The organism is Chryseolinea lacunae, assembly GCF_016735595.1.
Classification (GTDB): domain Bacteria; phylum Bacteroidota; class Bacteroidia; order Cytophagales; family Cyclobacteriaceae; genus Chryseolinea; species Chryseolinea lacunae.
Genome location: NZ_JAERRB010000003.1, coordinates 128,203 through 153,338, shown reverse-complemented (window position 1 = coordinate 153,338; position 25,136 = coordinate 128,203). Strand labels below are relative to the sequence as shown.

Below are 25,136 nucleotides of genomic sequence, written 5' to 3'. Positions count from 1 at the left end.
TCTTATGTGTGGAATCGTTGCCTACATCGGGCCTCGCGAGGCTCATGAAATTGTTATAAAAGGATTGAAGCGCCTTGAATACCGGGGCTACGACAGTGCGGGCATTGCGTTGCTTAACGACGGCCTGCAGGTATACAAGAAAAAAGGCAAGGTGTCGGACCTCGAGAAATATCTCGTGGACAAACCCCTGAAGAGTAACATTGGGATGGGGCATACACGCTGGGCTACCCACGGCGAACCCAACGACCGAAACGCACACCCGCACTATTCGGCCAGTGGCAAAATTGCCATCATCCACAACGGCATCATCGAAAACTACGGTGCCCTGAAACAAGACCTCGTTAACAAAGGCCACACGTTTCAAAGCGACACCGACACCGAAGTGCTCATTCACTTCATTGAAGACATCAAGGATCACAACCATTGCACACTCGAAGAAGCGGTGCGGCTAGCCCTCACCAAGGTGGTGGGTGCCTATGCCATCGTCATCATGTCGATTGAGGATCCTTCGTTGCTCATTGCGGCACGCAAGGGCAGCCCGCTGGTGTTGGGCATCGGCAAAGACGAATTTTTCATGGCGTCCGATGCCACACCCATCATTGAGTATACCAACGAAGTGGTGTATCTGAACGACCAGGAAATTGCTGTTATCAAAGACGGAAAGCTGAGTGTGAAGAACACGGCCAACATGCCGCTCACGCCGTATATCCAGACCGTTGACCTGGAACTGGAAGCCATCGAAAAAGGCGGCTTCGAGCATTTCATGTTGAAAGAAATTTTTGAGCAACCCCGCTCCATCCGCGACTGTATGCGCGGTCGCCTCAACTCGGCCGATGGCCGCCTGGTGCTGGGAGGCTTGCGCGAATACATCAACAAACTGGTAAACGCCGACCGCATCCTCATTGTGGCTTGCGGCACGTCGTGGCATGCCGGTTTGGTGGCAGAATATTTCTTTGAAGAATTTTGCCGCACGCCTGTAGAAGTAGAATACGCATCCGAATTCCGCTATCGCAACCCGGTGATCCGCGAAGGCGATGTGGTGATTGCCATTTCACAGTCGGGCGAAACGGCCGATACGCTGGCGGCCATCGAGCTGGCCAAGTCGAAGGGCGCTATCATTTTTGGTGTGTGCAACGTGGTGGGCTCGTCTATCGCGCGCGCCACGCACGCCGGAGCCTACACGCACGCCGGTCCTGAAATCGGTGTGGCCAGCACAAAGGCGTTCACAGCACAACTCACCGTGCTGAGCATGATCGCCCTCAGCGTAGCACAGCGCAAAGGCACCATCACCGAACAGAAGCTGCACGAACTGCTGGTGGAGATGGAAACCATTCCGGCCAAAGTTGAAAAAGCATTGACCCTGAACGACGAGATCAAGAAGATCGCCGAAACGTTCAAAGACGCGCGCAACTTTATCTATCTCGGTCGTGGCTATAATTTCCCCGTGGCCCTGGAAGGCGCGTTGAAGCTGAAAGAAATTTCATACATCCACGCCGAAGGTTATCCCGCAGCAGAAATGAAGCACGGCCCCATTGCGTTGATCGACGAGGAAATGCCGGTGGTGTTTATCGCCACGCGCGACAGCTCATACGAAAAAGTTGTTTCGAACATTCAGGAAGTGAAAGCCCGCAAGGGTCGCGTCATCTCCGTGGTTACCGAAGGCGACAAACTCATTCCGGCCATGTCGGAGTTTGTGGTGCAGGTGCCTGCCGTGCACGAAGCGCTGATGCCGTTGGTGTCTGTCATTCCGTTGCAGTTGTTGTCCTATCACATTGCGGTGATGCGCGGATGCAACGTGGACCAGCCAAGAAATTTGGCGAAGTCGGTAACGGTGGAGTAATCTTCAGTAGTTAGTCCTTAGTATTTAGTCCTTAGTTTTAATAAAGGTGATGTATTAGCGTACATGTTACGGTAGCACATCACCTTCTTTTTTGGTGCATGCCAGTTTCAAATGGATGGGACAACCCCCAACCGACAAACTCAATACTCAATACTAACTACTCAATACTAAACTATTAGTTCCCCAGTTCTTTCAATGCCATCCAGGCCATCAGTCCGGGGCCGATCTTCAACGCATCTTCGTCGATGTCGAATGTTGGTGTGTGCACATAGGAGGTGATGCCCTTCGTGTCATTGCGTGTGCCGAGGCGATAGAAGGCGGCGGGAATGATTTGTGAATAGTAGGCAAAGTCTTCAGCTCCCAGGGTAATGTCGATGTCGAACACGTTTTCGCTGCCCACATATTCCACGGCAGCCGCACGTATGCGTCGTGTGAGTTCGGGGTTGTTTTCGAGATAGGGATAGCCTCGCGAAATGTCCACCTCACAGCGGCCACCCATGCCTTCGGCAATGCTCTCGGCCATCTTCTTGATTTTGGTGAGGCCCGACTCGCGCCACTGTTCGTTCATGGCACGGAAGGTGCCGGCAATGTTCACTTCGTTGGGTATGATGTTGGTGGCACCATGACCGATAATGTTTCCAAACGTGAGCACAGTGGGTTGACGCGGGTTGGCGTTGCGGCTAATGATTTGCTGCAATGCGATGATGATGTGTGATGCAATGACTATGGGATCGATGGCGAGATCGGGCGCGGCACCGTGTCCGCCCTTGCCGATCACCTTCAGATAAATTTCGTCGGCGCTGGCCATATACATGCCTTCGCGAAAGCCCACTTTTCCTGCGGGCAATAACGGGAACACATGTTGTCCTAAAATAGATTGTGGTCTTGGGTTTTCCAGCGCACCATCGCGAATCATATAGGATGCACCACCGGGATTTTTTTCTTCACCCGGCTGAAACAAGAGCCTCACAGTGCCTTCGAACTGATCGCTCACCGCTTTCAATATTTTGGCTGTGCCCAAGAGCGACGACGTGTGCACATCGTGACCACACGCATGCATCACCCCGGGGTTGGTGGATTTATAGGAAACGTTGTTGGCTTCTTCAATAGGCAGCGCGTCCATGTCGGCACGCAGCGCAATGGTTTTCTTGTCTGGATTTTTGCCTTTTATCTCGGCAAGCACACCGGTGGTGGCAATGCCTTCCACGGGTTCGATGCCCGCCTCGCGAAGTTGCGCCGCCACATATTTTGCGGTGTTGTATTCCTGATAAGAAAGTTCAGGATGTGCGTGTAAATGCCGGCGAAATGCCACCACGCTATCGCTGTAAGCGAGAGAAAGTGTCTTGATCTGTTGAAGCAGGCTCATGGAAAGTTGTTCAGAAAACAAAGGTATCCATTCGCATTCTTTAATTGAAGTGAAATGATGGTGAATTCCTTTCGGGATATTGTCAAACAATTTTTGCGATTGCAGTTCCATCCTATGATATTAGCGCACTTCATTTTAATCCTTTTGTCATGCAGTATGTTAAGAGATGTTTTATGCTCTTGTTTGCAGGATGCACCGCAGTGTGTGTCTATGCACAGGAGACGGCCGTAAAGAAAGTATCCTTCGGGGATATGTCTGACTTTCGGCCCCAGGCAGGGAACTGGCAGATCGTGGGCGATGTGACCATGAACCCTAATGTAGACGTTCACGAAGCGCACACCAGTGCTGCTCCGGAAACCAAGAAGAAGAGCAAGCGCTCGAAAGACGAAACCGCCACACAACACGTTCAGGCCGTATCGTTTCAGCCCGGCAAGGGAATATTGCTGAACATCAACGACGAAACCAAGAAGGACAATCTTGTATCGGCATTTCAACACGGCGACATCGAGCTGGAATTTGAGGTGATGCTGCCCAAAGGCTCCAACTCCGGAATCTATCTGCAAGGTCGCTACGAAGTGCAGCTCTATGATAGCTGGGGTGTGAAAGATCCAAAGTTCTCTGACATCGGTGGCATCTACCGCAATTGGGAAACTGCGAAAGACAAAATCTACATGGGCAAAGCCCCGCTCAGCAACCCGGCCAAAGCACCGGGTCTGTGGCAGAAAATTAGAATCGCATTCCGTGCACCGCGCTTCAACGCTGCCGGACAAAAAATCACTAACGCTCGTTTTGTTTCTGTTGAACTAAACGGTGTGCTCATTCACGACAACGTGGAGGTGCCTTTGCCAACCGGTGGACCTATCGAAAACAATGAGAAGCCCATGGGCCCTTTGCTCATTCAGGGCGACCATGGTCCGGTGGCCATCCGCAACATGCAGTATCGACTCATGAAGGAAGTTGCATTCTCGCTGAGCGACATCACCTACAACACTTACTACGGAAGCTTTAAAACCATCAGTGATTTCACGACGTTGAAACCTGCTGCTTCGGGCTCCATTCCTCAACTGACCTGCGAAGTGCTGGCAAACGAAGATGCTTATGGTGTTTCGTATAAGGGCAACCTGAATGTTCCGGAAGACGGCACCTATCAGTTTCAACTGGCGCACACCGGCGGTGGCAGGCTTGTCATCAACAACCAGGAGCTCACCAACCTGCAACGCCCCGATGCTTCGTCGCGCGACTGGGTTTCGATCACGTTGAAAGCCGGAACCTATCCATTCGAAATCTATAACTATAAAGAAGCCTCGTGGATGCCTCCGCGTCTCGGACTCACGGTGAAAAGTGAAACCACCTATCCACAGCCGTTGCATGCCTACAACTCATTTCCACCCGACGATGAACCCGTGTCGCCCATTTATGTGGATGCCGGCAGCCAACCAAAATTGTTGCGCGCGTTCCTCGACTTCAAAGGCGATCGCAAGCAACGCCTCACGCACACCATTGGCGTGGCCGACCCCAGCGGAACACATTATGTATACGATATGAAATCGGGCAACCTCGTGTGTGTTTGGCATGGATCGTTTGTGGATGCCACGCCCATGTGGCACGATCGCGGCGACGGCTCGTTCCAACCGCGCGGTGCAGCACAATACCTGTTCAACAATCAGCCGCTTGCTTTCCTGGCATCGCAGAATGATCCTTTCCCCGTCATCACAATCGATGCGCTGGTGAAAAACGATGGTCATCGCGGAAAAGGATTTGAACTCGATGAATTGACGAACCGCCCCGTGTTCAAATATTCGTATGAAGGTCTTGACGTGGAAGATAAAATTTATCCCGACGATCAGAACCGCATCATCACGCACGAAGTGAATGTGAAAAACCGCGGCACAAAAACCGGCTTGTACTACAAGCTTGGCGAAGGCAGCGACATCACACAACTGGCCGATGGTTCGTATGCCGTCGATAATAAACAGTATTATATTAAAGTGACAGGTGGCCAACCCGTTGTGCGCGACGTGAACGGCAAAAAGGAATTGATTGTGGCTGTCGACACCACCGTGAAATATTCCATCATCTGGTAATCACCTTTGAAAGCAAAGAACATGAAACATATCCTACAGAAATTCCTGGCGTGTGGTCTGGTGGCGTTTTCGGCCTTCCAGGTTGCAGCACAGTCTACTCCTCAAGAAGAGGACTACTATAAAATCATCACCATCCCCACACCCGAAGGCATCCTGCTGGAAGTGGGTGGCGTAGCAACCTTGCCCGACGGCCGCATTGCATTGAGCACGCGTCGTGGCGATGTATGGGTTATTGAAAACGCGACGATGGCCGAAGGATCATCGGGATCATCGCCCATATTCACACTCTTTGCATCGGGTCTGCACGAACCGCTGGGTTTGTTGTGGCACGAAGGATCGCTCTATGCCGCGCAACGCGGTGAGCTCACCAAACTGACCGACAAAAACGGCGACGGCAAAGCGGACGCATACGAAACCGTGTATGCCTGGCCACTCTCCGGTCACTACCACGAATATTCATTCGGACCCAAGCTTGCACCCGATGGCAACTTCTTTGTGACGGGCAACGTGGCCTTTGGCGACGAAGAGTGGTGGCGTGGCGAAAGCCGTGTGCCCTATCGCGGCTGGACCATGAAGATTCACCCTGATGGCACACTTGAACCATGGGCCACCGGCATGCGCTCGCCTTGCGGGCTGGGCATGATTGACGGCGAACTTTTCTATGACGACAACCAGGGCGATTGGCAAGGCACCGGCTCGATCTATCACCTCACCAAAGGAAGCTTCACCGGTCACCCCGCCGGCCTTCGCTGGACAAACCTGCCCGGCTCGCCCGTGAAATTGACCACGGAGCAGCTATACGCCAAGTTCGACCCTCGCCAATTCAAGCGCGAAGGACAGTATGTGAAACCAGAAAACGTAGTGGACGAAACGCCCGCCTACCTCTATCAGGTGAAAAAAGAATTTCCCGAAACACGCATGCCGGCAGTGATGCTGCCGCACGGTGTGCTGGGCATTTCCAACTCTGAAATTGTGAGCGACGACACGCAAGGGAAATTCGGTCCGTTTGCGGGCCAGCTGTTTGTGGGCGATCAGGGCCAAAGCAAGATCATGCGTGTGGTGATGGAAAAAGTGAACGGCGAATTTCAAGGTGTGGCCTTCGACTTCAAGAGCAGCTTCCAGTCGGGCGTGCTGCGCATGAACTGGGGTCACGACGGCTCCATGTTTGTGGGTGAAACAAACCGCGGCTGGGGATCGGCCGGAACCACCAACTCGGGTTTGCAACGCCTCGTGTGGACAGGCAAGGTGCCTATGGAAATGTATACAGTACACGCCAAGCCCGACGGCTTCGAAATAGAATTCACGCAGCCTGTAGACAAGAAACTTGCCGAAGACCTGTCGAGCTATCGCGGTCGCAGCTTCATCTATAAGTATCATGCCGTTTACGGAAGCCCCACGGTGAACGAAGAGAAGCTTGACATCAAAGGTGTGAAGGTATCGGACGATGGTTTGAAAGTGCGCTTGCAATTAGCCAACCTGCGTCAATATTATTTGCACGAGATCAACGTGGGTGGCATCCGCACACAATCCGGCGTGCCGGTGTTGCATGCCACGGCCTACTACACGCTGAACAGCATTCCCGAAGGCGCCAAGTTGCCTGCGGCAGAGTGGAGCACAAAACGCACAGGCCCTACGCCAGTGAAAGCTCCCGTGAAAGCGGCAACCACCACGAAGACCACGGCAGCCGCGTCGGCAAAAGTGCCGACCTATGCGGAGATTGAACCGCTGCTTGTGAAAAATACTTGCACGGCGTGCCACCAACCCAACAAGCGCCAGGTGGGCCCGGCATTTGCCGATGTGGCCAAACGCAAATACAGCAACGAACGCATTGTGCAATTGATCTACAATCCTGAGCCGAAAAACTGGCCTGAGCATGAAACACCGATGGCTCCTATGCCGCAGGTGCCAAAAGGCGAAGCTCTCAAAATTGCTTCGTGGATAAACTCGCTGCGTCCAGCTGATCGGGATTAATAAACTTGAACTAAAGGAAAGCCCTGGCCCCTCGCGCCAGGGCTTTTTTTATGCGCAAACGGCGCGCCTGTTTGCGGACGTGGCATTTATAAATAGGCAGAAAATCGGGCATGCTGCGTTTGTGTTTTCTAAGGATCTTGGACGCATGCAAATCGATACGGATAACAGGAAGTATGTTTTCCTTCTGGCCGAAGACGACCTTATGGTGAGAGAGGGGTTTAAAGCATTGCTTGAAAGGGAACCCAATGTGCAACGCATTTATGAAGCGGGTTCGGGCGACGAAGTGCTGGACCAACTTGCGGCACACAGGATCGACATCGTGTTGCTAGATGCAAAAATGCCGGGTGTGCCTAGCGTAGATGTTGTGCGCAGGATTGTCAAGAATTTTCCAAGTGTAAAAATTGTGGTCGTGTCGGGTTTGGTGGGATCGGCCATTCACTTGAATTTGCTTCGCGCGGGCATTCATGGCTTTGTACAAAAGTTGAACGGTTTCGACGAAGTGCGCAAGGCCATCGCAGCGGTTAACAGCACAGACCAATATTATTCGCCCCAAATTGTGCAATTGATTCAGGAAAATGTTCGACACTTCGAGTTTACCCCCACCGTGCAGCTGACGGAAAAGGAAAAGATGCTGCTGCGCGGCATCGTGGAAGGACTTCCCACAAAAATGATTGCCGAAAAAATGAGCGTTGCCATCAGCACGGCCGAAACCAACCGAAGCCGGCTGCTGCGAAAAACGCGAACGCAAAACACAGCCGAGCTCATTGCCTACGCGTTTCGAAACGGAATCATTTAAAAACAACATCGCGAATGTTTAGCAGTGGATATTCCAATGTGGCAATGGTGCCGTGGCTGCCGGCTTTAAAGTTGAGCGTGGCCCCGATGGTACTGAGGCGCATGCGCAGGGAGAAAAACAACGCGTTGGTTTGGCTCAGGGCCGTTTGCAGATTGTCGAATGCCCGGCCATCGTCTTCGATACGGATGATTATTTTTTCTGCCAGAAATTCAACAAACACATCGATGTGCCAGGCCACGGTGTGTTTGGTGATGTTGGTGACCAACTCCTGAACAATGCGAATCAGATGCTGGCGGTGCAACTGATTCACGGAGTTTTCTTTTCCCGAAGAGGCAAATTTCACAAAGGCCACACCGGGAACCTCCACGCGCTCGCACAATTCTTTGAGCATGCCGCCGAAAGATCCCACCTCTGCTTCGGGCATGAGTCGTTTTGAAATTTTCCGGATCGACTGCACAATGTCCGCGAAATCTGTTTTCATGTGTGATGTGATCATCTGCACGGTGATGATGTCTTCAGCCAACTCCAGTTTGTCTACATAAAGGCGATAGACCGTTAGTTTTTGAATGAGGTCGTCGTGCAGGTCGGCGCCCATTTGCTGAATCTCTGCTTCATACTTGTCGATAAGCTCGTGCACAACCTCCGAGCGATAGTGATCTTTATCGGATTCGATGAGGGATCGTAATTTTTTAATCTCGTGCTCGGCGTCGTAGCGAATAATCAACAAATGGAAAATGACGATGACCGACAGCACGAGCATGATGGCCAAAAGCGATGATGTGAACATAGCAGCGCGGAATAAATTTCTGAAAGCGATTTACGTCAACACACTGCAACCAGATTGCAGTCTAAAAAAAAGAAGACTGCCGGTGGGGCAGTCTTCAAAAATATTTCCGTAAGGACTTACTGTGTCGCGTTAGTTTACGGCCACTTTGTCGGGAATGATGATGGCGGTAGGGAAGTGTTTTTTCACGGCCATGTAGTCTTTTTGTGCGTCGAGCCTGTTAAAATATTTGCCCACCTTCACACGAAAGTTGGGTTGCGCATATTGCACGTCTACATCAAGATCGGGAAGCTGCGACGTCAGATTTTTCTTAGCATTGAGCGCATCTTCGCGTTTCAACCCCGAATAGATCTGAATCGTGAAACCATCGACAGCATTGGCCAGCAGGTTGTAGCGGTCTATGCTGTCCAGCACGATGTCAACTTTCTTGTTTACAGCGTATTTGGGTTCCACATACGCCGTTTGTTTTCGGCTGTCGGGTGTTTGCACAGGCGCGGTGGTGGTGCCGTGGGTTGCGGGCGCCACAGGTTCCTGCTTCGGGCGGTAAGCCGACAAGTCTTCGGAATATTTTCCACCCGTGCCGGTGGTTGTGGTGCCGGGGCTTTTTTTCTGTGAGGCACAGCCGGCCACAATCAGGCCCGCGCACAACAGGTAAACCGAATAACGCACTGTTTGCATAGGACTAGTCGATTATGATGCAGCGATGGTTGAGAATATCGTCTTCCACTTTTTTGTACTTCACGTCGCGCAACACGGTGCCGTTGGTGTATTGCACGCTCACCTTGTCGTTTCGGTTGGCCAGCTTGTCAGACTTCACCGGCATCACTTTTTCTTGTGGCGGTCGATTGGGCTGGGGTTGCTGCGAACCGTCGTCGCTGCTTCCGCCACCACCGCTCAGCAACGAGCGTGATTCTTCTTTTTGTTCGTTCAGTCTCACCTTGGTGCGGGGCGCGCGGGCTTCCTGCACTTCGTCTGTTTTCTGAACCGGTATGTCGGCCTTCATCAGGAACGAGATGGTGTCTTCGTTCACCTTTGCGATGAAGCGTTTGAACAATTCGAAGCCTTCAAATTTATAGATGAGCAAGGGATCTTTCTGTTCGTAGACCGCATTCTGAACCGATTGTTTCAAGTCGTCCATTTCGCGCAAGTGTTCTTTCCACAGCTGGTCGATGATGGCCAGGGCGATCATCTTTTCCATGGACTTGAGCAGCTCGTCGTTTTTGGTTTCTACGGTGCGGGCCAGGTTGGTCACCACGCCAATTTGTTTCTGACCGTCAGAGAACGGCACCATGATGTTGTCTACTGTTGCGCCACGGGCTCTGAACAGGTCGCTCACAATGGGCAAGGCTTTCTCGGCCACCATTTTGTTTTTGCGATGATAGTGCTCAAGGGCTTTGTGATAGAGATCGTCGGTGAGGTTTGCAGCATTGCCTTTGTCGAAAGACTCTTTCGAAATTTCGTAGTCAAGACCCAGGGTGCTGAGTGCGTTGAGGCGGAGGCTTTCGTAGTCGCTGGCGTTTTTGGCGTTGATCACCATGTCTTCGCAGGTGTCGTAGAGCATCGTGAGGATGTCGAGCTCCAGACGTTCGCCAAACAGGGCGTTCTTGCGGCGCTTGTAAATCACTTCGCGCTGCGAGTTCATCACGTTGTCGTATTCCAGCAGGCGCTTGCGGATGCCGAAGTTATTTTCTTCCACTTTCTTTTGAGCCCGCTCAATGGAGCTGGTCACCATGGAGTGTTGAATCACTTCGCCTTCCTTCAGGCCCAGCTTGTCCATGTATTTGGCAATGCGTTCGGGCATGAACAACCGCATCAGGTTGTCTTCAAGCGACACATAGAATTGCGATGTTCCGGGATCGCCCTGACGACCCGCACGACCGCGCAACTGGCGGTCTACACGACGCGACTCGTGACGTTCCGTGCCAATGATGGCCAGCCCGCCCGCAGCACGAGACTCGGGTGTGAGCTTGATATCGGTTCCGCGACCCGCCATGTTGGTGGCGATGGTCACCGTTCCGGGCTTACCGGCTTCGGCCACAATTTCGGCTTCGCGCTGGTGCTGCTTGGCGTTCAACACCTGGTGGTTGATCTTTCTCAATTTCAGCAGGCGGCTCACCAATTCGGAAATTTCAACGGAGGTTGTTCCCACCAACACCGGGCGTCCAGCTTGCGTGAGCTTCACAATTTCGTCGATCACCGCGTTGAATTTTTCGCGGGTGGTTTTATATACCAAGTCGTCGTAGTCTTTGCGGACGGCACCCCGGTTGGTGGGAATAGTCACTACATCGAGTTTGTAGATATCCCACAGTTCTCCGGCTTCGGTTTCGGCTGTTCCGGTCATGCCGGCCAGCTTGTGATACATGCGGAAATAATTCTGGAGCGTGATGGTGGCGTAGGTCTGCGTGGCATCTTCCACCTTCACATTTTCTTTGGCTTCAATGGCCTGGTGCAACCCGTCTGAATAACGACGGCCTTCCATCACACGACCGGTTTGCTCGTCAACAATTTTCACTTTGCCGTCGACGATAATGTATTCAGTATCTTTTTCAAAAAGCGTGTAGGCTTTCAGCAGCTGGTTCACGCTGTGGATGCGCTGCGATTTCACCTGGTAGTCGCGAATCACTTCTTCTTTTTTCTGGAAGCGTGTGGCGTCGTCGAGGGTGGAATCATTTTCGAGGCGGTTCAACTCGGTGCCGATTTCGGGAAGGATAAAGAACTTGGGATCTTCGCCTTCGCCGGTGATGAGGTCGATGCCTTTTTCGGTCAGGTCAACACTGTTGTCTTTTTCGTCGATCACGAAATACAACGGCTGATCGGCCTCGGGCATGTTGCGTTTGTTGTCTTGCAGGTAGTGATTTTCAGTTTTCTGCAGGATGGCTTTCGAGCCGGTTTCGCTGAGGAATTTAATGAGGGGCTTGTGCTTGGGCATGGCGCGGAACGCTCTGAACAAGGGGAGGCCACCTTCTTTTTCGTTGCCTTCGGCGATGAGCTTGCGGGCCGAGTTCAAATATTCGTTGACCAGTTTTTTCTGCGCTTCCACAAGTTTGAAGATGCGCGGCTTGAGGTCATAAAATTCGTGTTCGTCGCCACGGGGAATAGGACCCGAGATGATGAGGGGTGTACGGGCTTCATCGATAAGCACCGAATCCACTTCATCGACCATGGCGAAATGGTGCGAACGCTGCACCAGGTCTTGTGGCTCACGGGCCATGTTGTCGCGCAGGTAGTCGAAACCAAACTCGTTGTTGGTTCCATAAATGATGTCGGCCTGGTAGGCTTTGCGGCGGGCTTCGCTGTTGGGCTCGTGCTTGTCGATACAGTCGATGGTGATGCCGTGAAACTGGAAGATGGGGGCCATCCATTCGCTGTCGCGCACAGCCAGGTAGTTGTTCACCGTCACCAAATGCACGCCACGACGCGACAATGCGTTGAGGAATGCGGGGAACGTGGCCACCAGTGTTTTTCCTTCACCCGTTGCCATTTCGGCGATCATCCCTTCGTGTAGCACCACACCACCAATGATCTGCACGTCATAGTGCACCATGTCCCAGGTAATGAGGTTTCCGGCGGCCATCCACTGGTTTGCCCAGATGGCTTTGTGGCCTTCTATTTTTATGTTTTGTTGCGTTGTGGCAAACTGGCGGTCATAGTCTTGTGCCGTCACTTCCAGGAATGCATTTTCTTTGAAGCGGCGGGCGGTTTCGCGCACAATGGCAAACGTTTTGGGCAACACCTTCAACAGCACTTTTTCCAGTTGTTTGTTGCGGTCTTCTTCCAACGTGTCGATCTGTCCGAAGATGGCTTCTTTGTCGTTGATCTCAAGCTCGGGACTGTCGGCTATCTTTTTGTGAAGCGCTGCCAGTTGGTCGTCTATGGATTTCAGTTCGCTGTTGATTTGCGCCTGCACCTTTTGGGTTTCGTTCCGCAGGTCGTCGTTGCTGATGGACTTCAGCTTTTCTCCTTCCTGCTTGGTTTCCTCCACCAAAGGCATGATGCGCTTGATATCTTTTTCTGATTTTGTTCCAAAGATTTTGGCAATGAATTTTAGCATACGTCAGTCGTTTGTCAGTTTAAGGTTAGCCTAGAAACGGTCGATCGGGGAGGTTTCGATGTCGGAATCCGCAAAAAGGTTAACTGCCCAAATAGGGGCTTAAAGTTAATTTGTTTTTTGAGATTCAGGATGAACAATTACAGTTCCAAACTGCCTTCGAAGACCATTTTGGCAGGTCCAACGAGGAAAATTTCTTCAAATGTGCCGGACTGGCCGGGTTTGAATTCAACGGAGAGGTCTCCTCCCTTGGTTTTGATGCTTACGGGTGACGTATAGCCCTTGAAATGTGCCGCTAGGGCGGCCGCTGTCACACCCGTGCCACAACTCAGGGTTTCGTTTTCCACACCCCGCTCGTAGGTGCGCACGTTGATGACATTGCCGGGGAGACATTCCACAAAATTCACATTGGTGCCGCCGGGCTTAAAGGCGGCGCTGTAGCGGATGGAGCGACCTTCTTCAAACACATCGCAGGCGTCCACATTGTTCACAAATTTGATGAAGTGTGGCGAGCCGGTGTTGATAAAATAGTCGTCGCCGAGTTTCTTGACCCCGGCCACGGGATTCATTTTCAGACGCACGATGCCCGCGGGCAAGAGTTCGGCTTTGTGTTCGCCGTCGTAGGCATTGAACGACGCCTTGCCGTTGACCAACCCAAGTTGGGCGGCAAACGCCACGGCGGCGCGGCTGCCGTTGCCACAGAGGCTCTGCGTGCCGTCGCTGTTATAATATTCGAGGTTGAAATGAAGCGTGGGGTGTGTTTCAATCAGCATCAATCCATCGGCACCCACGCCAAACTTGCGGTCGCACAGCGTTTCGATCTGCGCTTTGCTGAACGACAGCTTTGCATCGCGATTGTCGATGATCACAAAGTCGTTGCCGGTGGCCTGATATTTTTGAAACTGGATTTTCACGGGAGAATGATTTTCGCGGTGATGCGGAAAGAAAGGCGAGACAGAAATTTACTTGATCTCTTCGTAGTCGATGTACTCGCCAGCTTTAGCGTCGCCCTTGGTTCTTTTCTTGGCCGTTCCTTCGTTTGGATCGAATGAACGCTTGGGTTGCTGCTGATTGCGGAATTGCTGTGATGCCGCGCCAGCACGGAAAAACAATCCGCCAACTTTGTAGATGACATACGACACGAGGAAGACGACAATGAGAAATTTGTACATGGGCGTTTTACTTTAAACCGTAACCGGAAAACAAAGGTATAGGTTCAGCTTTAATCGGGCAATTATTATGTAAAATCTTACGGGTCAGCGCGTTTGCGGTTGCTGTCGCGGTTTTTCTGTTCCCGTTGTTGCAATAGACGGATATCCGGAAGGAAAATTGTGTCGCATAACTTTGCCTCCCTTGTGAACATGACGACGGATCAGAGCATAAAAAAGCCCTTGTCGTTCAACAAGGGCTTTAATTTCATAGATCTGCCAATGAGCTTAGCGGCTCAGATACAGGTTTCTCTCCGAATAGATCTTCATGAAATAATCGTCCATAAGATCGTCGATGAAGTAGATCGCTTCGCCCGTCGATTTCATTTCGGGGCCAAGCTCCTTGTTCACATCTGGGAATTTATGGAAGGAGAACACCGGTTCTTTAATGGCGTAGCCTTTCTTGGTCGGGTTGAACGTGAAGTCTTTCACTTTCTTCTCGCCCAGCATCACCTTGGTGGCAAAGTTCACATACGGTTCGTCGTAGGCCTTGCAGATGAATGGCACCGTGCGCGAGGCGCGCGGGTTGGCTTCGATGATGTATACCTTGTCGTTCTTGATGGCAAACTGAATGTTGATGAGGCCTACCGTTTCAAGCGCCAGGGCGATCTTGTGCGTGTAGTGTTCAATCTGTTTCACCACCAGGTCGCCCAGGTTGTATGGAGGCAACACGGCATACGAGTCGCCCGAGTGGATGCCGGCGGGCTCGATGTGTTGCATGATGCCGATGATGTACACATCCTTTCCGTCGCAGATGGCGTCGGCTTCGGCTTCGATGGCGCCGTCGAGGAAGTGATCGAGCAACACTTTGTTTTCGGGAAGGTGTTTCCAGATGTCGAGGATGTGGTCTTCCAGCTCCTGTTCGTTGATCACAATCTTCATGCTCTGTCCGCCCAACACATACGAAGGACGCACCAGCAACGGGAAGCCTATTGTTTTTGATACTTCAATGGCTTCGTCGGCATTTTGGGCTACACCAAACTCAGGATAGGGAATGGCCAGTTCTTTCAGCAACGTCGAGAAACGTCCGCGATCTTCGGCAAGGTCAAGCGCGTCGAACGACGTGCCGATAATTTTGATGCCGTATTTGTGAAGTTTTTCGGCCAGCTTCAACGCGGTTTGTCCGCCGAGCTGAACGATAACGCCTACAGGTTTTTCGTGTTGAATGATGTCGTAGAGATGTTCCCAGAACACGGGTTCGAAATAGAGCTTGTCGGCAATGTCGAAGTCGGTCGAAACCGTTTCGGGATTGCAGTTGATCATGATGGTTTCGTAGCCGCATTCTTTCGCCGCCAGCACGCCGTGCACACACGAGTAGTCGAACTCGATGCCCTGGCCGATGCGGTTGGGGCCCGAACCCAGCACCACTACTTTTTTCTTATCGGAAACCACAGATTCGTTTTCCGCATCAAAGGTCGAATAGTAATACGGTGTCTTCGCTTCAAACTCTGCAGCACAGGTGTCAACCAGTTTGTAGACACGCTTGATGCCCATGTCGTTGCGTTTCTTAAACACGTCGCTTTCATAGCAGTCGAGCAAGTGTGCGATCTGGCGATCGGCATATCCTTTCTCTTTTGCTTTGCGCATCAGGTCGGCGGGAATGGTGTTGATTTCATATTTGGAAATCACCTTCTCCAGTTCCACCAGTTCTTCAATCTGTTTCAGGAACCAGCGGTCGATGCGGGTGAGTTTCTGAACGGTCTTCAACGGTATGCCTAGCTTCAGGGCATCATAGATATGGAACACGCGGTTCCAGCTGGGATGTTCCAGGCTATAGAGCAACTCATCTTGTTTGGTGAGTTCTTTGCCGTCGGCGCCCAATCCGTTTCTGCGGATCTCGAGCGACTGACAGGCTTTTTGAAGAGCTTCCTGGAAATTTCTTCCGATGCCCATCGCTTCGCCCACCGATTTCATTTGCAAACCGAGTCTGCGGTCGGTGCCGTGAAACTTGTCGAAGTTCCAGCGCGGCACTTTCACAATCACATAGTCGATGGCCGGTTCGAAATAGGCCGTTGTGGTTCCGGTGATGGCGTTGGTCAGTTCGTCGAGGTTGTAGCCGATGGCCAGCTTGGCGGCGATCTTGGCAATGGGATAGCCCGTTGCTTTTGATGCGAGGGCCGACGAGCGCGACACACGCGGGTTGATCTCGATGCCGATGATCTGTTCGTCGTTGTCGGGGTTAAGCGAGAATTGCACGTTGCAACCGCCGGCAAACATGCCGATGCCATTCATCATTTTGATGGCGAGGTCGCGCATGTGTTGATAGACCGTGTCGGGCAAGGTCATGGCCGGTGCCACCGTGATGGAGTCGCCGGTGTGAATGCCCATAGGGTCAAAATTTTCGATCGAGCAGATGATGATCACGTTGCCGATGTTGTCGCGCAACAGTTCAAGCTCGTATTCTTTCCAGCCCATGATGCTTTGCTCCACCAGCACTTCGTGGATGGGCGAGGCATGGAGGCCATTGTTGAGTGCGTCGTCAAATTCTTCGGGCGTGTCCACAAACGCGCCGCCGGTTCCGCCCAGGGTGTAGGATGGACGAATAACGAGGGGGAAGCCGATTTCCTGCGCAATTTCTTTGCCGCCGAGAAACGATGTGGCGGTGCCGCCTTTGCAGACGCCCACGCCCAGTTCGATCATTTTCAAACGGAATTTTTCGCGGTCTTCGGTGGTTTCGATCGCTTTGATGTCGACCCCGATGATGCGCACCCCGAAATGTTGCCAGATGCCCGCTTTCTCGCAGTCGATGCAGAGGTTCAGCGCGGTTTGCCCGCCCATGGTGGGGAGCACGGCGTCGATGTGGTGCTTTTCCAGAATTTCGCGAATCGACTTCTTGGTAAGCGGCTTGAGATAAACATGGTCTGCCGTCACTTTGTCAGTCATGATGGTGGCAGGGTTCGAGTTAATCAGCACCACTTCTATACCTTCTTCACGCAGCGATCGCGACGCCTGAGATCCGGCGTAATCGAATTCACATGCTTGACCGATAATGATAGGGCCGCTACCGATGATGAGTACTGAGCGAATACTTCTGTCTCTTGGCATTGTTTAAGATGGGAATGGGGTGAACAAAATTGCGCAAAAATAAACCACAGATCGGAATGATTTCAAAAATGCCAAGATTAATTATTGGTTACTTCTGAGGGCTCTTGCTACCGTTTGAAACTTTCTCTTCCGAAGTGATGGGGATTTTTCCAACTTTTAACGTCATAAGAATTGAATATGAATCTGAATGTCGAATCGAAAGCGAAGAATACGTACGATGCGATCGTTGTGGGGTCGGGCATTTCGGGCGGCTGGGCCGCCAAAGAGCTGTGCGAGAAAGGACTGAAGGTGTTGCTGCTGGAACGTGGCAAGCCCCTGGAGCACCCCAATTATCCCACCACCACAAAAGATCCGTGGGAATTTCCGCTTCGTGGCAAGCTTACGCAACAAGATAAAACAAACAGCCCCATCCAGGCCCGCCATTTCAGCTTTCAGGGCGACAACAAGGCATTCTATATAAACGACCTCGAAAATCCCTATACCGAGGTGAAGCGTTTCGACTGGATTCGCGGCGACATTGTGGGCGGAAGGTCCATTTTGTGGGGTCGGCTCAGCTATCGCTGGAGCGACCTGGATTTCGAAGCCAACCTGCGCGACGGCCACGGCGTGGACTGGCCCATCCGCTACAAAGACCTGGCGCCGTGGTATGACTACGCTGAGCGCTTCATCGGCGTGAGCGGCCACAAAGAAAATCTGCCCCACCTGCCCGATGGCGTGTTTCAGCCTCCCATGGCCATGAATTGCGTGGAAGAAGATTTTAAGACCCGCATGGGAAAGCTTCATCCCGAGCGGGCCGTCACCATTTCGCGCGTGGCCAATCTCACCGAGCCGGTGAAGGGCCGGGGGGTGTGTCAATATAGAAACCTCTGCCACCGGGGGTGCCCCTATGGCGGCTATTTCAGCACCAACGCCAGCACCCTGCCCGCGGCGTTTGCTACGGGCAACCTCACGCTGCGCCCGCATTCGCTGGCCAACCGCGTGCTCTACGACGAAACCAAGGCAAAAGCCACCGGCGTGGAAATCATCGACACCGAAACCAACGAGGTCATCGAGTTTTATGCGCGCATCGTTTTTCTGAATGCCGCCACCATGGCCACGGCACATTTGCTGCTCAACTCAACATCGAATCGTTTCCCCAACGGGTTGGGTAACGGCAGCGACCAGGTGGGCCGCAACATCATGGATCATCACAAAAACGCCGGAGCCAGTGCGGCGGTAGAAGGCTTTGAAGACGAATATTATTCCGGCCGTCGTCCCACGGCGCTCTACATTCCCCGCTTCAGAAATCTGAAACACGAGCGCAAGGATTTTCTGCGCGGCTATGGTTATCAGGGCGGAGCATCGCGGGCCGGTTGGCGTTCGTTCACCGACGATCTTGCGCTGGGTGCTTCCTTAAAGGAGGCCGTGCAAACCCCCGGACCGTGGAACATCAGTTTTGGCGGCTATGGCGAATGTTTGCCCTATGCAGAGAACCGTGCAACGCTTAACCCTACCGTTAGAGACAAGTGGGGCCGCCCCACGCTCACCATCGATGCCGAATTCAAAGAAAATGAGAATGCCATGCAACGCGACATGGCGTCGTCTATGGGCGAGATGCTGAACGATATGGGCTATAAAAATGTGAAGACGCACATGAACACATCGTTTCCCGGCAACGCCAACCACGAAATGGGAACGGCCCGCATGGGGCGCGATCCGAAAACGTCGGTGCTCAACGCGTTTAACCAGATGCACGAGGTGAAAAATGTTTTCATCACCGACGGCTCGGCCATGACGTCGTCGTCGTGTGTGAACCCGTCGCTCACCTACATGGCGCTGACGGCGCGTGCCTGCGACCATGCTGTGAAAGAATTAAATCGTCAGAATATTTAAACATAAAGATTTCCGTAAACCTCAAACCAAAAAAACAATATGCATCATTCGAGAAGGGAATTCATCAAGCGGTCGTCCGCCATAAGCATGGGTGCGCTGGCATTCAGTGCGAAGAGTTATGCCAACATCATCGGCGCCAACGACCGTGTGCGCGTGGGGGTGGTGGGATTCTCCGACCGCTTCAGAAGCTCGCTGCTGCCTTCGTTCATGAATCACCACAAGGAGTTGAACTTCGATATCGTGGCCGTGTCTGATTTGTGGAAGCTGCGCCGCGAAGAAGGCCAGGCCTATCTGAAAGAAAAATTCGGACACGACATCAAGGCGTGTGTAAACAACGACGAACTGTATAAGACCAAAGACATCGACGCGGTGATTATCAGCACGGCCGACTTTCAACATGCGTTGCACACCATTGAAGCGGTGAAAGCGGGATGCGACACCTACACCGAAAAACCGTTTGCCGAAACCATGGAAGACAACCGCGCGGCGTTGAAAGCCGTGAAGGAGTCGAAGAAAATTGTGCAGATCGGATCGCAACGCCGCAGCGGCGCCAACTATCACGCGGCCGATGATTTTATAAAGAGTGGAAAATTTGGAAACATCACCATGGTGGAGCTGTCGTGGAATGTTAACCAGCCCGGCCGTTGGCGCCGCCCCGACCTGGTGGCCAAGTTGCGCGAGCAGGACACCGACTGGAAACGTTTTCTCATGAACCGCCCCGTAGAAGCATTCGATCCCCGCAAATATCTTGAGTTCCGTTTGTTCTGGCCTTACTCGTCGGGTCAGCCCGGCCAATGGATGAGTCACCAGATTGACACCGTGCATTGGTTCAGCGGCCTCAAACATCCGCGCAGCGCCGTGGCCAACGGAGGCATCTACCAATGGAAAGACGGTCGTCGCAATTGGGACACCACCACGGTTGTGTTTGACTATGGACCGGAGAACGATCCCACATCGGGCTTCCAGGTAACGTTCGCGTCGCGCATGCACAATGGTGACGAGAACCCTGCGGAAATCTATTACTCCAACGGCGGCGAGCTGAACCTCAACACCAACAAAGTGTCGGCACGCGGTGGCCTTTCCGAAAAGACAGCCAACGTGATGGGCCTTCACGCCAATTTGTTGCCCGACCTGGACTTGTCGGCATCGGCCGAGAAGGTAGTGGCCTCTGCCAACACCGGCGGCGACTCGCTCACCTCGGCGCACATGCGCAACTGGATGGAGTGCGTGCGCAGCCGCAAGGAACCCAACGCCCCTGTGGAAGCCGGCTACTCACATGCCATCGCCAGCATCATGACCACGGCCGCATCGCACGCCGGCACCCGCGCCACCTTCGATGAGAAAACGCAGGAAGTGATGGTGAACGGAAAGGCGTTCAAATTCTGACGTCACACTTGAAAATTTATAAACCAAAAAGTCTCCGTCTCGTCAAACGAGCGGAGACTTTTTTAACTTCATACCCATGAAAAAGCCCCTACTGTTTTTTGTAATGCTGTTACTGCAAGGTTCCCTTCTCGCGCAAAAGAAAGGCGACGGCTTCCGCTTCATCGATCACATGAACGAGAAACAGATCGACGTGACTTACGACGGCAAACTGCTGACGTCATATTATTATGCCGACTCGGTGATGAAGCCCGTGCTTTATCCCATCAACAGCCTGGGGGGCGTCACCGTCACACGCGGCTTTCCCCTCGCCCCACGTCCGGGTGAGCGCGTAGACCATCCTCACCACATCGGCTTGTGGATGAACTACGAATATGTGAACGGTCTTGATTTCTGGAACAACTCCACGGCCATTCCCTTCAAGGAGCGCGCACACTATGGCAGTATTGTACACCAATCGGTTTTGAAAAATACCACGGGAAAAAATTCGGCCGATCTTGAAGTTTCCGCACACTGGGTGGACCGCAGCGGCAAAACCTTGCTGAATGAAGTGACGCACTACACCTTTCGTGTTGACGATGACAATTTCATCATCGACCGTTCCAGCACGCTCACCGCGGTGGTGCCCACGGTTGCCTTCAACGATGTGAAGGATGGATTTCTGGGAATCCGCGTGGCTCGTCAACTGGAACATCCGTCAACTGAACCTGAAATATTTGTAGACAACAAGGGCAACTACACCTCGGTGCCCGCCATCAACAACGACGGCATCACCGGCGAATACCTGAGCAGTGAAGGCAAAAAAGGAAACGACGTGTGGGGCACCCGTGGCACGTGGACCAGCCTGCGCGGAAAAATAAACCGCGTGCCCGTGTCGATCACCATATTCGATCATCCAAAAAATGTGGGCTACCCCACCTACTGGCATGCGCGTGGCTATGGCTTGTTTGCGGCCAATCCGCTGGGCCAGGCCGTGTTCAGCAAGGGCACTGAAAAATTGAATTTCGCTTTGAAGAAAGACGAGAGCACAACCTTTCGCTATCGCGTGGTGATCCGCTCGGGCAGTGAGCTAAGCACAGAGGCCATTCAGAAATTGTCGAAAGATTTTTCGAAGGTGAAGTAAGCGTTAGCGCACCACAACGATCTTCAGCGTGCGGCGGTCGTCGTTGGCCGTGACACGAAGTGTGTAAACGCCATTGGAAAGTGTTGAGAGGTCGAGTGCGTGGTGTTCGAGCAACCCGGGCACAAGTTCCTGCAGCACGTGTTGACCTTGGGCGTTAAACACATCGAGCGTGCTGTTTTCGCATCCCGGATAATTCAACTCAATGGCGTTGGCGGTAACCGGATTGGGATAGGCTGTTAACATTCCGCCCCGGCCATATTCGGTGCTGGTCACAATATCAATCATCGCGGTTACCACCTTCTGGCAATTGTTGGGCGCGGTCACCGTGTGTGTCACGGTGTAGCGTCCGAAGGCTGCGTAGGTGTGCGCGGGACTTGTTTCTGTGCTCTGGTCGCCATCGCCAAATTCCCAGAAGGAATCGCCCTGGTTGGCTTGATCGGGTGTGAGCACAATGCGCAGGCCGGCTTCGTCTTCTACCGTGTAGTGAAACGTGGCCGACGGCGTTGGCTTCACCGTGACGGTGATGGCATCGGGCGACGTACAGCTCAGGGCGTTGTCACGCACCACCACATTATACGTTCCGCCGGTGCTCACTTCTATGCTCTGGGTTTTTGCGCCCGTGCTCCAGGTATATTCATCCGCAGCATTCACCGACAACACAACCGATTCACCCTGACACAACACGGGGTTGCGCGACGCTGTGATCTCGGGGTTAGACTTCACCTTCACTTGAACGGCGGTGCGCAAACTTTCGTAGGTCTTGGTGGCGTTGGATACATAGAACACGGAGTCATCAAAAAGACCGGCAGTGGTGAAGTCGGCACCGGTGTGAATGGGTGCGCCGCCCGTGAAATCTTTATACCATTTGAACTTGGTTGCCCCCGTGGCATGTAGGGTGGCACTGGCGCCGTAGCAGGTTTCTACATCGGCCACCACGGGCATGGGCGCGTTGAATGTGAAGTTATAGAGCGAGTCGGCATATTTGGCCGACGAGATGATGTTGCTGGTGTTGTTGGCGCCGTGCAACGCAAAGGCTATGGTAATTTCCTGGCCGGCAGCAATGGCGTAAGGGCCCGAGGCCGCCACATGGCTCACGTCGCCGCCGGTGGTGGGATTGCCCGCTTCCGTTTTTGTGAGACCGCTCGAAAGCGATGTGAATTTCTCAACATCCGAGAAGCCATCGTATACCCCAAACGGATTTCCGGCCAGGCTCTGGTCGTTGTCGATGGCGAAATATTGGGGGTTGTTGCTCAGCACTTGTATGCCCACCGTGGGCAACGAGGAGGGAACCGCCGGATACACATAGCCCAGTTGTGTGGGCGCATTCCATGAGGCCCTGTCGCCGGCACCTTGCCCGTCAATATCCCAATCGGCATACAGTCCCATATAGAAATCGCTCATGGGCGTGTCGGTGGTGTTCTTTATTTTGTATTCAACAATGACAAAGTTTTTATAAGGATCGTTTGTCCACACCAAACTGCGGTAGGACACCAGGAGCGAGCTTGACGCTTCGTCGGCAGCATTCCGAAACGCACCACTCACTTCGCTGAACGACCGTTGCCCCGGAGTGATCTTCATGATCTTGCTTGCCGGTGTGAAGTCCTGATCATACTGTCCCACGGCACTGCCGCGCACGTTGTTGAAGAGTACTGTAGACGATGTGCCCATAATCACCCCCATTTCATACAGTAATGATTTGTCGTTGTACACAAATCCGGACCCGTTGGTTTGCGTCTCCGGGTTTGAGAAGCCGATGCGGCCTGCGGAACTGAGCGTGGTGGTGATGTTGTTTTCGTTGATGTCGATAAACGATGGCACCACAAAGTTCAGCAACTGAAAGTCGGTGTATGATCCATCTTTGAACGTCAGCAAAATTTCGATGGGCTGGTCAACGGGTGCGGTGGGCGAAAGGGTGAGCTTGAACGGTGTGAGCGTATTGTTCACCGTTGCGTTTTCTGTTATCGTGCCCAGTGTCACCGTATTTTGTGTGATGGTGATGGCGGCAGACGATGACGACAGCGTGACGGTGAGCCCGCTGGAAGATGCCTTGAGGTAGTTGGTGAAATCGAAAAACAGATTGGCCTCGTCGCCACGATCGGGCGGCGTGCCATCGTCTTTCACAAGCCGCTGCCGGCTGGCGCGGATAGACGGGCTCTCAAACGACAAGGCCCGCGCAATGTCGAGGCGACCTTTGCCAAGCTTGTTGAGGTAGGTCGGATTTTTTTCGTAGATCGTTTCGTCGGACGACACGCGAAGCTGTTCGGCCACCTGGTCGGGTGTCATGTCGGGATGAAGCGACCACAACAACGCGGCGGCACCCGCCACGATGGGCGCAGAGAACGATGTTCCCGAATCCAGGCCGTAGCCGTCGTTGAAGATGGTAGTGAAAATATTGGTGCCCGGCGCGATGATGTCGACCGTTCCGCCATAGTTGGAAAAGAACGAGCGCACATCATTTTCATCAGACGAGGCCACAGACAACACGTGGTCATAGGCGGCCGGATAGAGTGGTGACTCCACGTTGCTGTTGCCACTGGCCGCAATCACCAGGCAACCCAGGTCTTCGGTCACATACCGGATCACTTCCTGTGCAATAGCGCTGGCGTTGCTTCCGCCCCACGAGCAGTTAATGATTTTTGCGCCGTGTGTGGCGGCATACACCACACCGTCGTAGAGATTGGAGGAATAGTTGGTGGCGTTGTCGGGCTGATCGTCGGAATAGTGTTTGGTGAACAGGAGCTTGCTCTTGAAACCCACGCCGGCAATGCCCGTGGTGTTGTTGGTGGCTGCCGCGGCACATCCGGCCACCATGGTGCCATGGCTAAAAAGTTTTCCTTTTGGCACCGACGGATCGTTGTCGCCCTCAAATCCCGGCGTGCCCACCAACGAAGCTTTGGCGCCGGAAAAATCCCAGCCCCGATTGTTATCGATGAGGTTGTCGCCGTTGTTGTCAATGCCGTCGATCGGTTCTGCGGGGTCTATGTAGAGTTGGCTTTGCAAGTCGGGATGGTCAAGGTCGCCACCCGTGTCCACAACGGCGATCACCATTTGTTCGCCTTGTGTCACATCCCACGCTTCGTAGGCGTGTATGGTCTCCAGCCAATATTGTTCCGCGAGAAACTCGTCGTTGGGTGTCATCATCGAAGTGACCACATACTCCGGTTCCACAATCTCAAAAAGACCTGACGCATAAAGTTCCTGCACCACATCGTCGACCGGTTTGGAAGGGTCGAACGAAATGTGATAGAACAGGGAGATGTCGACACGGGGAGTTCGCGGGCCCATGCGGCCGGCGCTTTTTTGAATGGTGGGTTGGGTCAGGAGGGGCTTTATGTACAGGCCTTGCAGCGTGGCGGGCAGGCGCCCTCCCGTTTGTTTGCGTTCCAGCAAACCTTTGTGTTCCGGTTTCAGCTTGGCCCACACGGTGCCGGCAAGCGACGCAGTGTTGGGGTGGCTGCTCAGGGCTGTTTTCTTTTCCACAGGCTGGCCCTGCACTGCGAAGTGCAGGAGTACTCCAAAAAGCGTCATCACCAACCGTGCCTGCATGAGTTTTAATCGTTAAGCAACAATGAATACACCCTACGCTATTAAAGGTAAGAATGCTTCCCTGAAGTAT

15 protein-coding genes are annotated in these 25,136 nt (G+C 53.0%); 7 read left to right on the top strand and 8 right to left on the bottom strand.

The genetic code is table 11. The features are described 5' to 3' along the window. Nucleotides 1-4 precede the first annotated feature (4 nt). Entirely contained in the window at nucleotides 5-1,840 is a 1,836-nt protein-coding gene (gene glmS, locus JI741_RS09765; RefSeq protein ID WP_202008886.1) for a glutamine--fructose-6-phosphate transaminase (isomerizing), read from the top strand. A gap of 175 nt (nucleotides 1,841-2,015) precedes the next feature. Here the strand turns inward: glmS and JI741_RS09760 are convergent, their stop codons facing one another. Beyond that, a complete protein-coding gene (locus JI741_RS09760) occupies nucleotides 2,016-3,206 on the bottom strand; it encodes a M20 metallopeptidase family protein (RefSeq protein ID WP_202008885.1) in 1,191 nt (396 codons plus the stop codon). 251 nt (nucleotides 3,207-3,457) lie between these two features. On the opposite strand from JI741_RS09760, the gene JI741_RS09755 reads away from it, so the two are divergent. From JI741_RS09755 to JI741_RS09745, 3 genes are all read left to right on the top strand, one after another. Continuing rightward, a complete protein-coding gene (locus tag JI741_RS09755; RefSeq protein WP_202008884.1) occupies nucleotides 3,458-5,290 on the top strand; it encodes a 3-keto-alpha-glucoside-1,2-lyase-like domain-containing protein in 1,833 nt (610 codons plus the stop codon). A 21-nt stretch (nucleotides 5,291-5,311) separates the two neighbouring features. Further along, nucleotides 5,312-7,261 carry a DUF7133 domain-containing protein gene (locus tag JI741_RS09750; RefSeq protein WP_202008883.1) on the top strand — a complete coding sequence of 650 codons (1,950 nt, stop codon included), beginning with the start codon at nucleotides 5,312-5,314 and terminating at the stop codon, nucleotides 7,259-7,261. A 145-nt stretch (nucleotides 7,262-7,406) separates the two neighbouring features. Further along, a complete protein-coding gene (locus JI741_RS09745) occupies nucleotides 7,407-8,057 on the top strand; it encodes a response regulator transcription factor (protein WP_202008882.1) in 651 nt (216 codons plus the stop codon). Here the strand turns inward: JI741_RS09745 and JI741_RS09740 are convergent. From JI741_RS09740 to carB, 6 genes are all read right to left on the bottom strand, one after another. Next, nucleotides 8,050-8,844, bottom strand: coding sequence for a sensor histidine kinase (locus tag JI741_RS09740; RefSeq protein WP_202008881.1), 795 nt, complete (start codon nucleotides 8,842-8,844; stop codon nucleotides 8,050-8,052). The genes JI741_RS09745 and JI741_RS09740 overlap by 8 nt on opposite strands. A 129-nt stretch (nucleotides 8,845-8,973) precedes the next feature. Continuing rightward, the gene (locus JI741_RS09735) at nucleotides 8,974-9,519 is read right to left on the bottom strand and encodes an SPOR domain-containing protein (RefSeq protein ID WP_202008880.1); all 546 of its coding nucleotides are present in this window, start codon (nucleotides 9,517-9,519) and stop codon (nucleotides 8,974-8,976) included. 4 nt (nucleotides 9,520-9,523) lie between these two features. Continuing rightward, on the bottom strand, nucleotides 9,524-12,892 hold the full coding sequence (secA, locus tag JI741_RS09730) for a preprotein translocase subunit SecA (protein ID WP_202008879.1): 3,369 nt from the start codon (nucleotides 12,890-12,892) through the stop codon (nucleotides 9,524-9,526). Between the two features lie 137 nt (nucleotides 12,893-13,029). Next, on the bottom strand, nucleotides 13,030-13,803 hold the full coding sequence (gene dapF, locus JI741_RS09725) for a diaminopimelate epimerase (protein ID WP_202008878.1): 774 nt from the start codon (nucleotides 13,801-13,803) through the stop codon (nucleotides 13,030-13,032). 48 nt (nucleotides 13,804-13,851) lie between these two features. After that, nucleotides 13,852-14,061, bottom strand: coding sequence for a hypothetical protein (locus JI741_RS09720; RefSeq protein ID WP_202008877.1), 210 nt, complete (start codon nucleotides 14,059-14,061; stop codon nucleotides 13,852-13,854). A gap of 264 nt (nucleotides 14,062-14,325) precedes the next feature. Beyond that, nucleotides 14,326-17,142, bottom strand: a complete 2,817-nt coding sequence (gene carB / locus JI741_RS09715) for a carbamoyl-phosphate synthase large subunit (RefSeq protein ID WP_202008876.1) — start codon at nucleotides 17,140-17,142, stop codon at nucleotides 14,326-14,328. A gap of 177 nt (nucleotides 17,143-17,319) precedes the next feature. On the opposite strand from carB, the gene JI741_RS09710 reads away from it, so the two are divergent. The 3 genes from JI741_RS09710 to JI741_RS09700 all read left to right on the top strand — a co-directional run bounded on the left by JI741_RS09710 (nucleotide 17,320) and on the right by JI741_RS09700 (nucleotide 21,520). Then, nucleotides 17,320-19,014, top strand: coding sequence for a GMC oxidoreductase (locus JI741_RS09710; protein ID WP_202008875.1), 1,695 nt, complete (start codon nucleotides 17,320-17,322; stop codon nucleotides 19,012-19,014). 39 nt (nucleotides 19,015-19,053) lie between these two features. Continuing rightward, entirely contained in the window at nucleotides 19,054-20,400 is a 1,347-nt protein-coding gene (locus JI741_RS09705) for a Gfo/Idh/MocA family protein (protein ID WP_202008874.1), read from the top strand. 76 nt (nucleotides 20,401-20,476) lie between these two features. Further along, nucleotides 20,477-21,520 (top strand): DUF6807 domain-containing protein, encoded by a 1,044-nt coding sequence (locus tag JI741_RS09700; protein WP_202008873.1) that lies wholly within the window; start codon nucleotides 20,477-20,479, stop codon nucleotides 21,518-21,520. 3 nt (nucleotides 21,521-21,523) lie between these two features. Here JI741_RS09700 and JI741_RS32790 read toward each other — a convergent pair whose 3' ends face one another. Next, entirely contained in the window at nucleotides 21,524-25,066 is a 3,543-nt protein-coding gene (locus JI741_RS32790) for a S8 family serine peptidase (protein WP_202008872.1), read from the bottom strand. Nucleotides 25,067-25,136: the final 70 nt, after the last annotated feature.

Coding starts and splice junctions, on each gene's coding strand:
- glmS (WP_202008886.1), top strand. CDS start 5: ATGTGTGGAATCGTTGCCTACATCGGGCCTCGCGAGGCTCATGAAATT.
- JI741_RS09760 (WP_202008885.1), bottom strand. CDS start 3,206: ATGAGCCTGCTTCAACAGATCAAGACACTTTCTCTCGCTTACAGCGAT.
- JI741_RS09755 (WP_202008884.1), top strand. CDS start 3,458: ATGTCTGACTTTCGGCCCCAGGCAGGGAACTGGCAGATCGTGGGCGAT.
- JI741_RS09750 (WP_202008883.1), top strand. CDS start 5,312: ATGAAACATATCCTACAGAAATTCCTGGCGTGTGGTCTGGTGGCGTTT.
- JI741_RS09745 (WP_202008882.1), top strand. CDS start 7,407: ATGCAAATCGATACGGATAACAGGAAGTATGTTTTCCTTCTGGCCGAA.
- JI741_RS09740 (WP_202008881.1), bottom strand. CDS start 8,844: ATGTTCACATCATCGCTTTTGGCCATCATGCTCGTGCTGTCGGTCATC.
- JI741_RS09735 (WP_202008880.1), bottom strand. CDS start 9,519: ATGCAAACAGTGCGTTATTCGGTTTACCTGTTGTGCGCGGGCCTGATT.
- secA (WP_202008879.1), bottom strand. CDS start 12,892: ATGCTAAAATTCATTGCCAAAATCTTTGGAACAAAATCAGAAAAAGAT.
- JI741_RS09720 (WP_202008877.1), bottom strand. CDS start 14,061: ATGTACAAATTTCTCATTGTCGTCTTCCTCGTGTCGTATGTCATCTAC.
- carB (WP_202008876.1), bottom strand. CDS start 17,142: ATGCCAAGAGACAGAAGTATTCGCTCAGTACTCATCATCGGTAGCGGC.
- JI741_RS09710 (WP_202008875.1), top strand. CDS start 17,320: ATGAATCTGAATGTCGAATCGAAAGCGAAGAATACGTACGATGCGATC.
- JI741_RS09705 (WP_202008874.1), top strand. CDS start 19,054: ATGCATCATTCGAGAAGGGAATTCATCAAGCGGTCGTCCGCCATAAGC.
- JI741_RS09700 (WP_202008873.1), top strand. CDS start 20,477: ATGAAAAAGCCCCTACTGTTTTTTGTAATGCTGTTACTGCAAGGTTCC.
- JI741_RS32790 (WP_202008872.1), bottom strand. CDS start 25,066: ATGCAGGCACGGTTGGTGATGACGCTTTTTGGAGTACTCCTGCACTTC.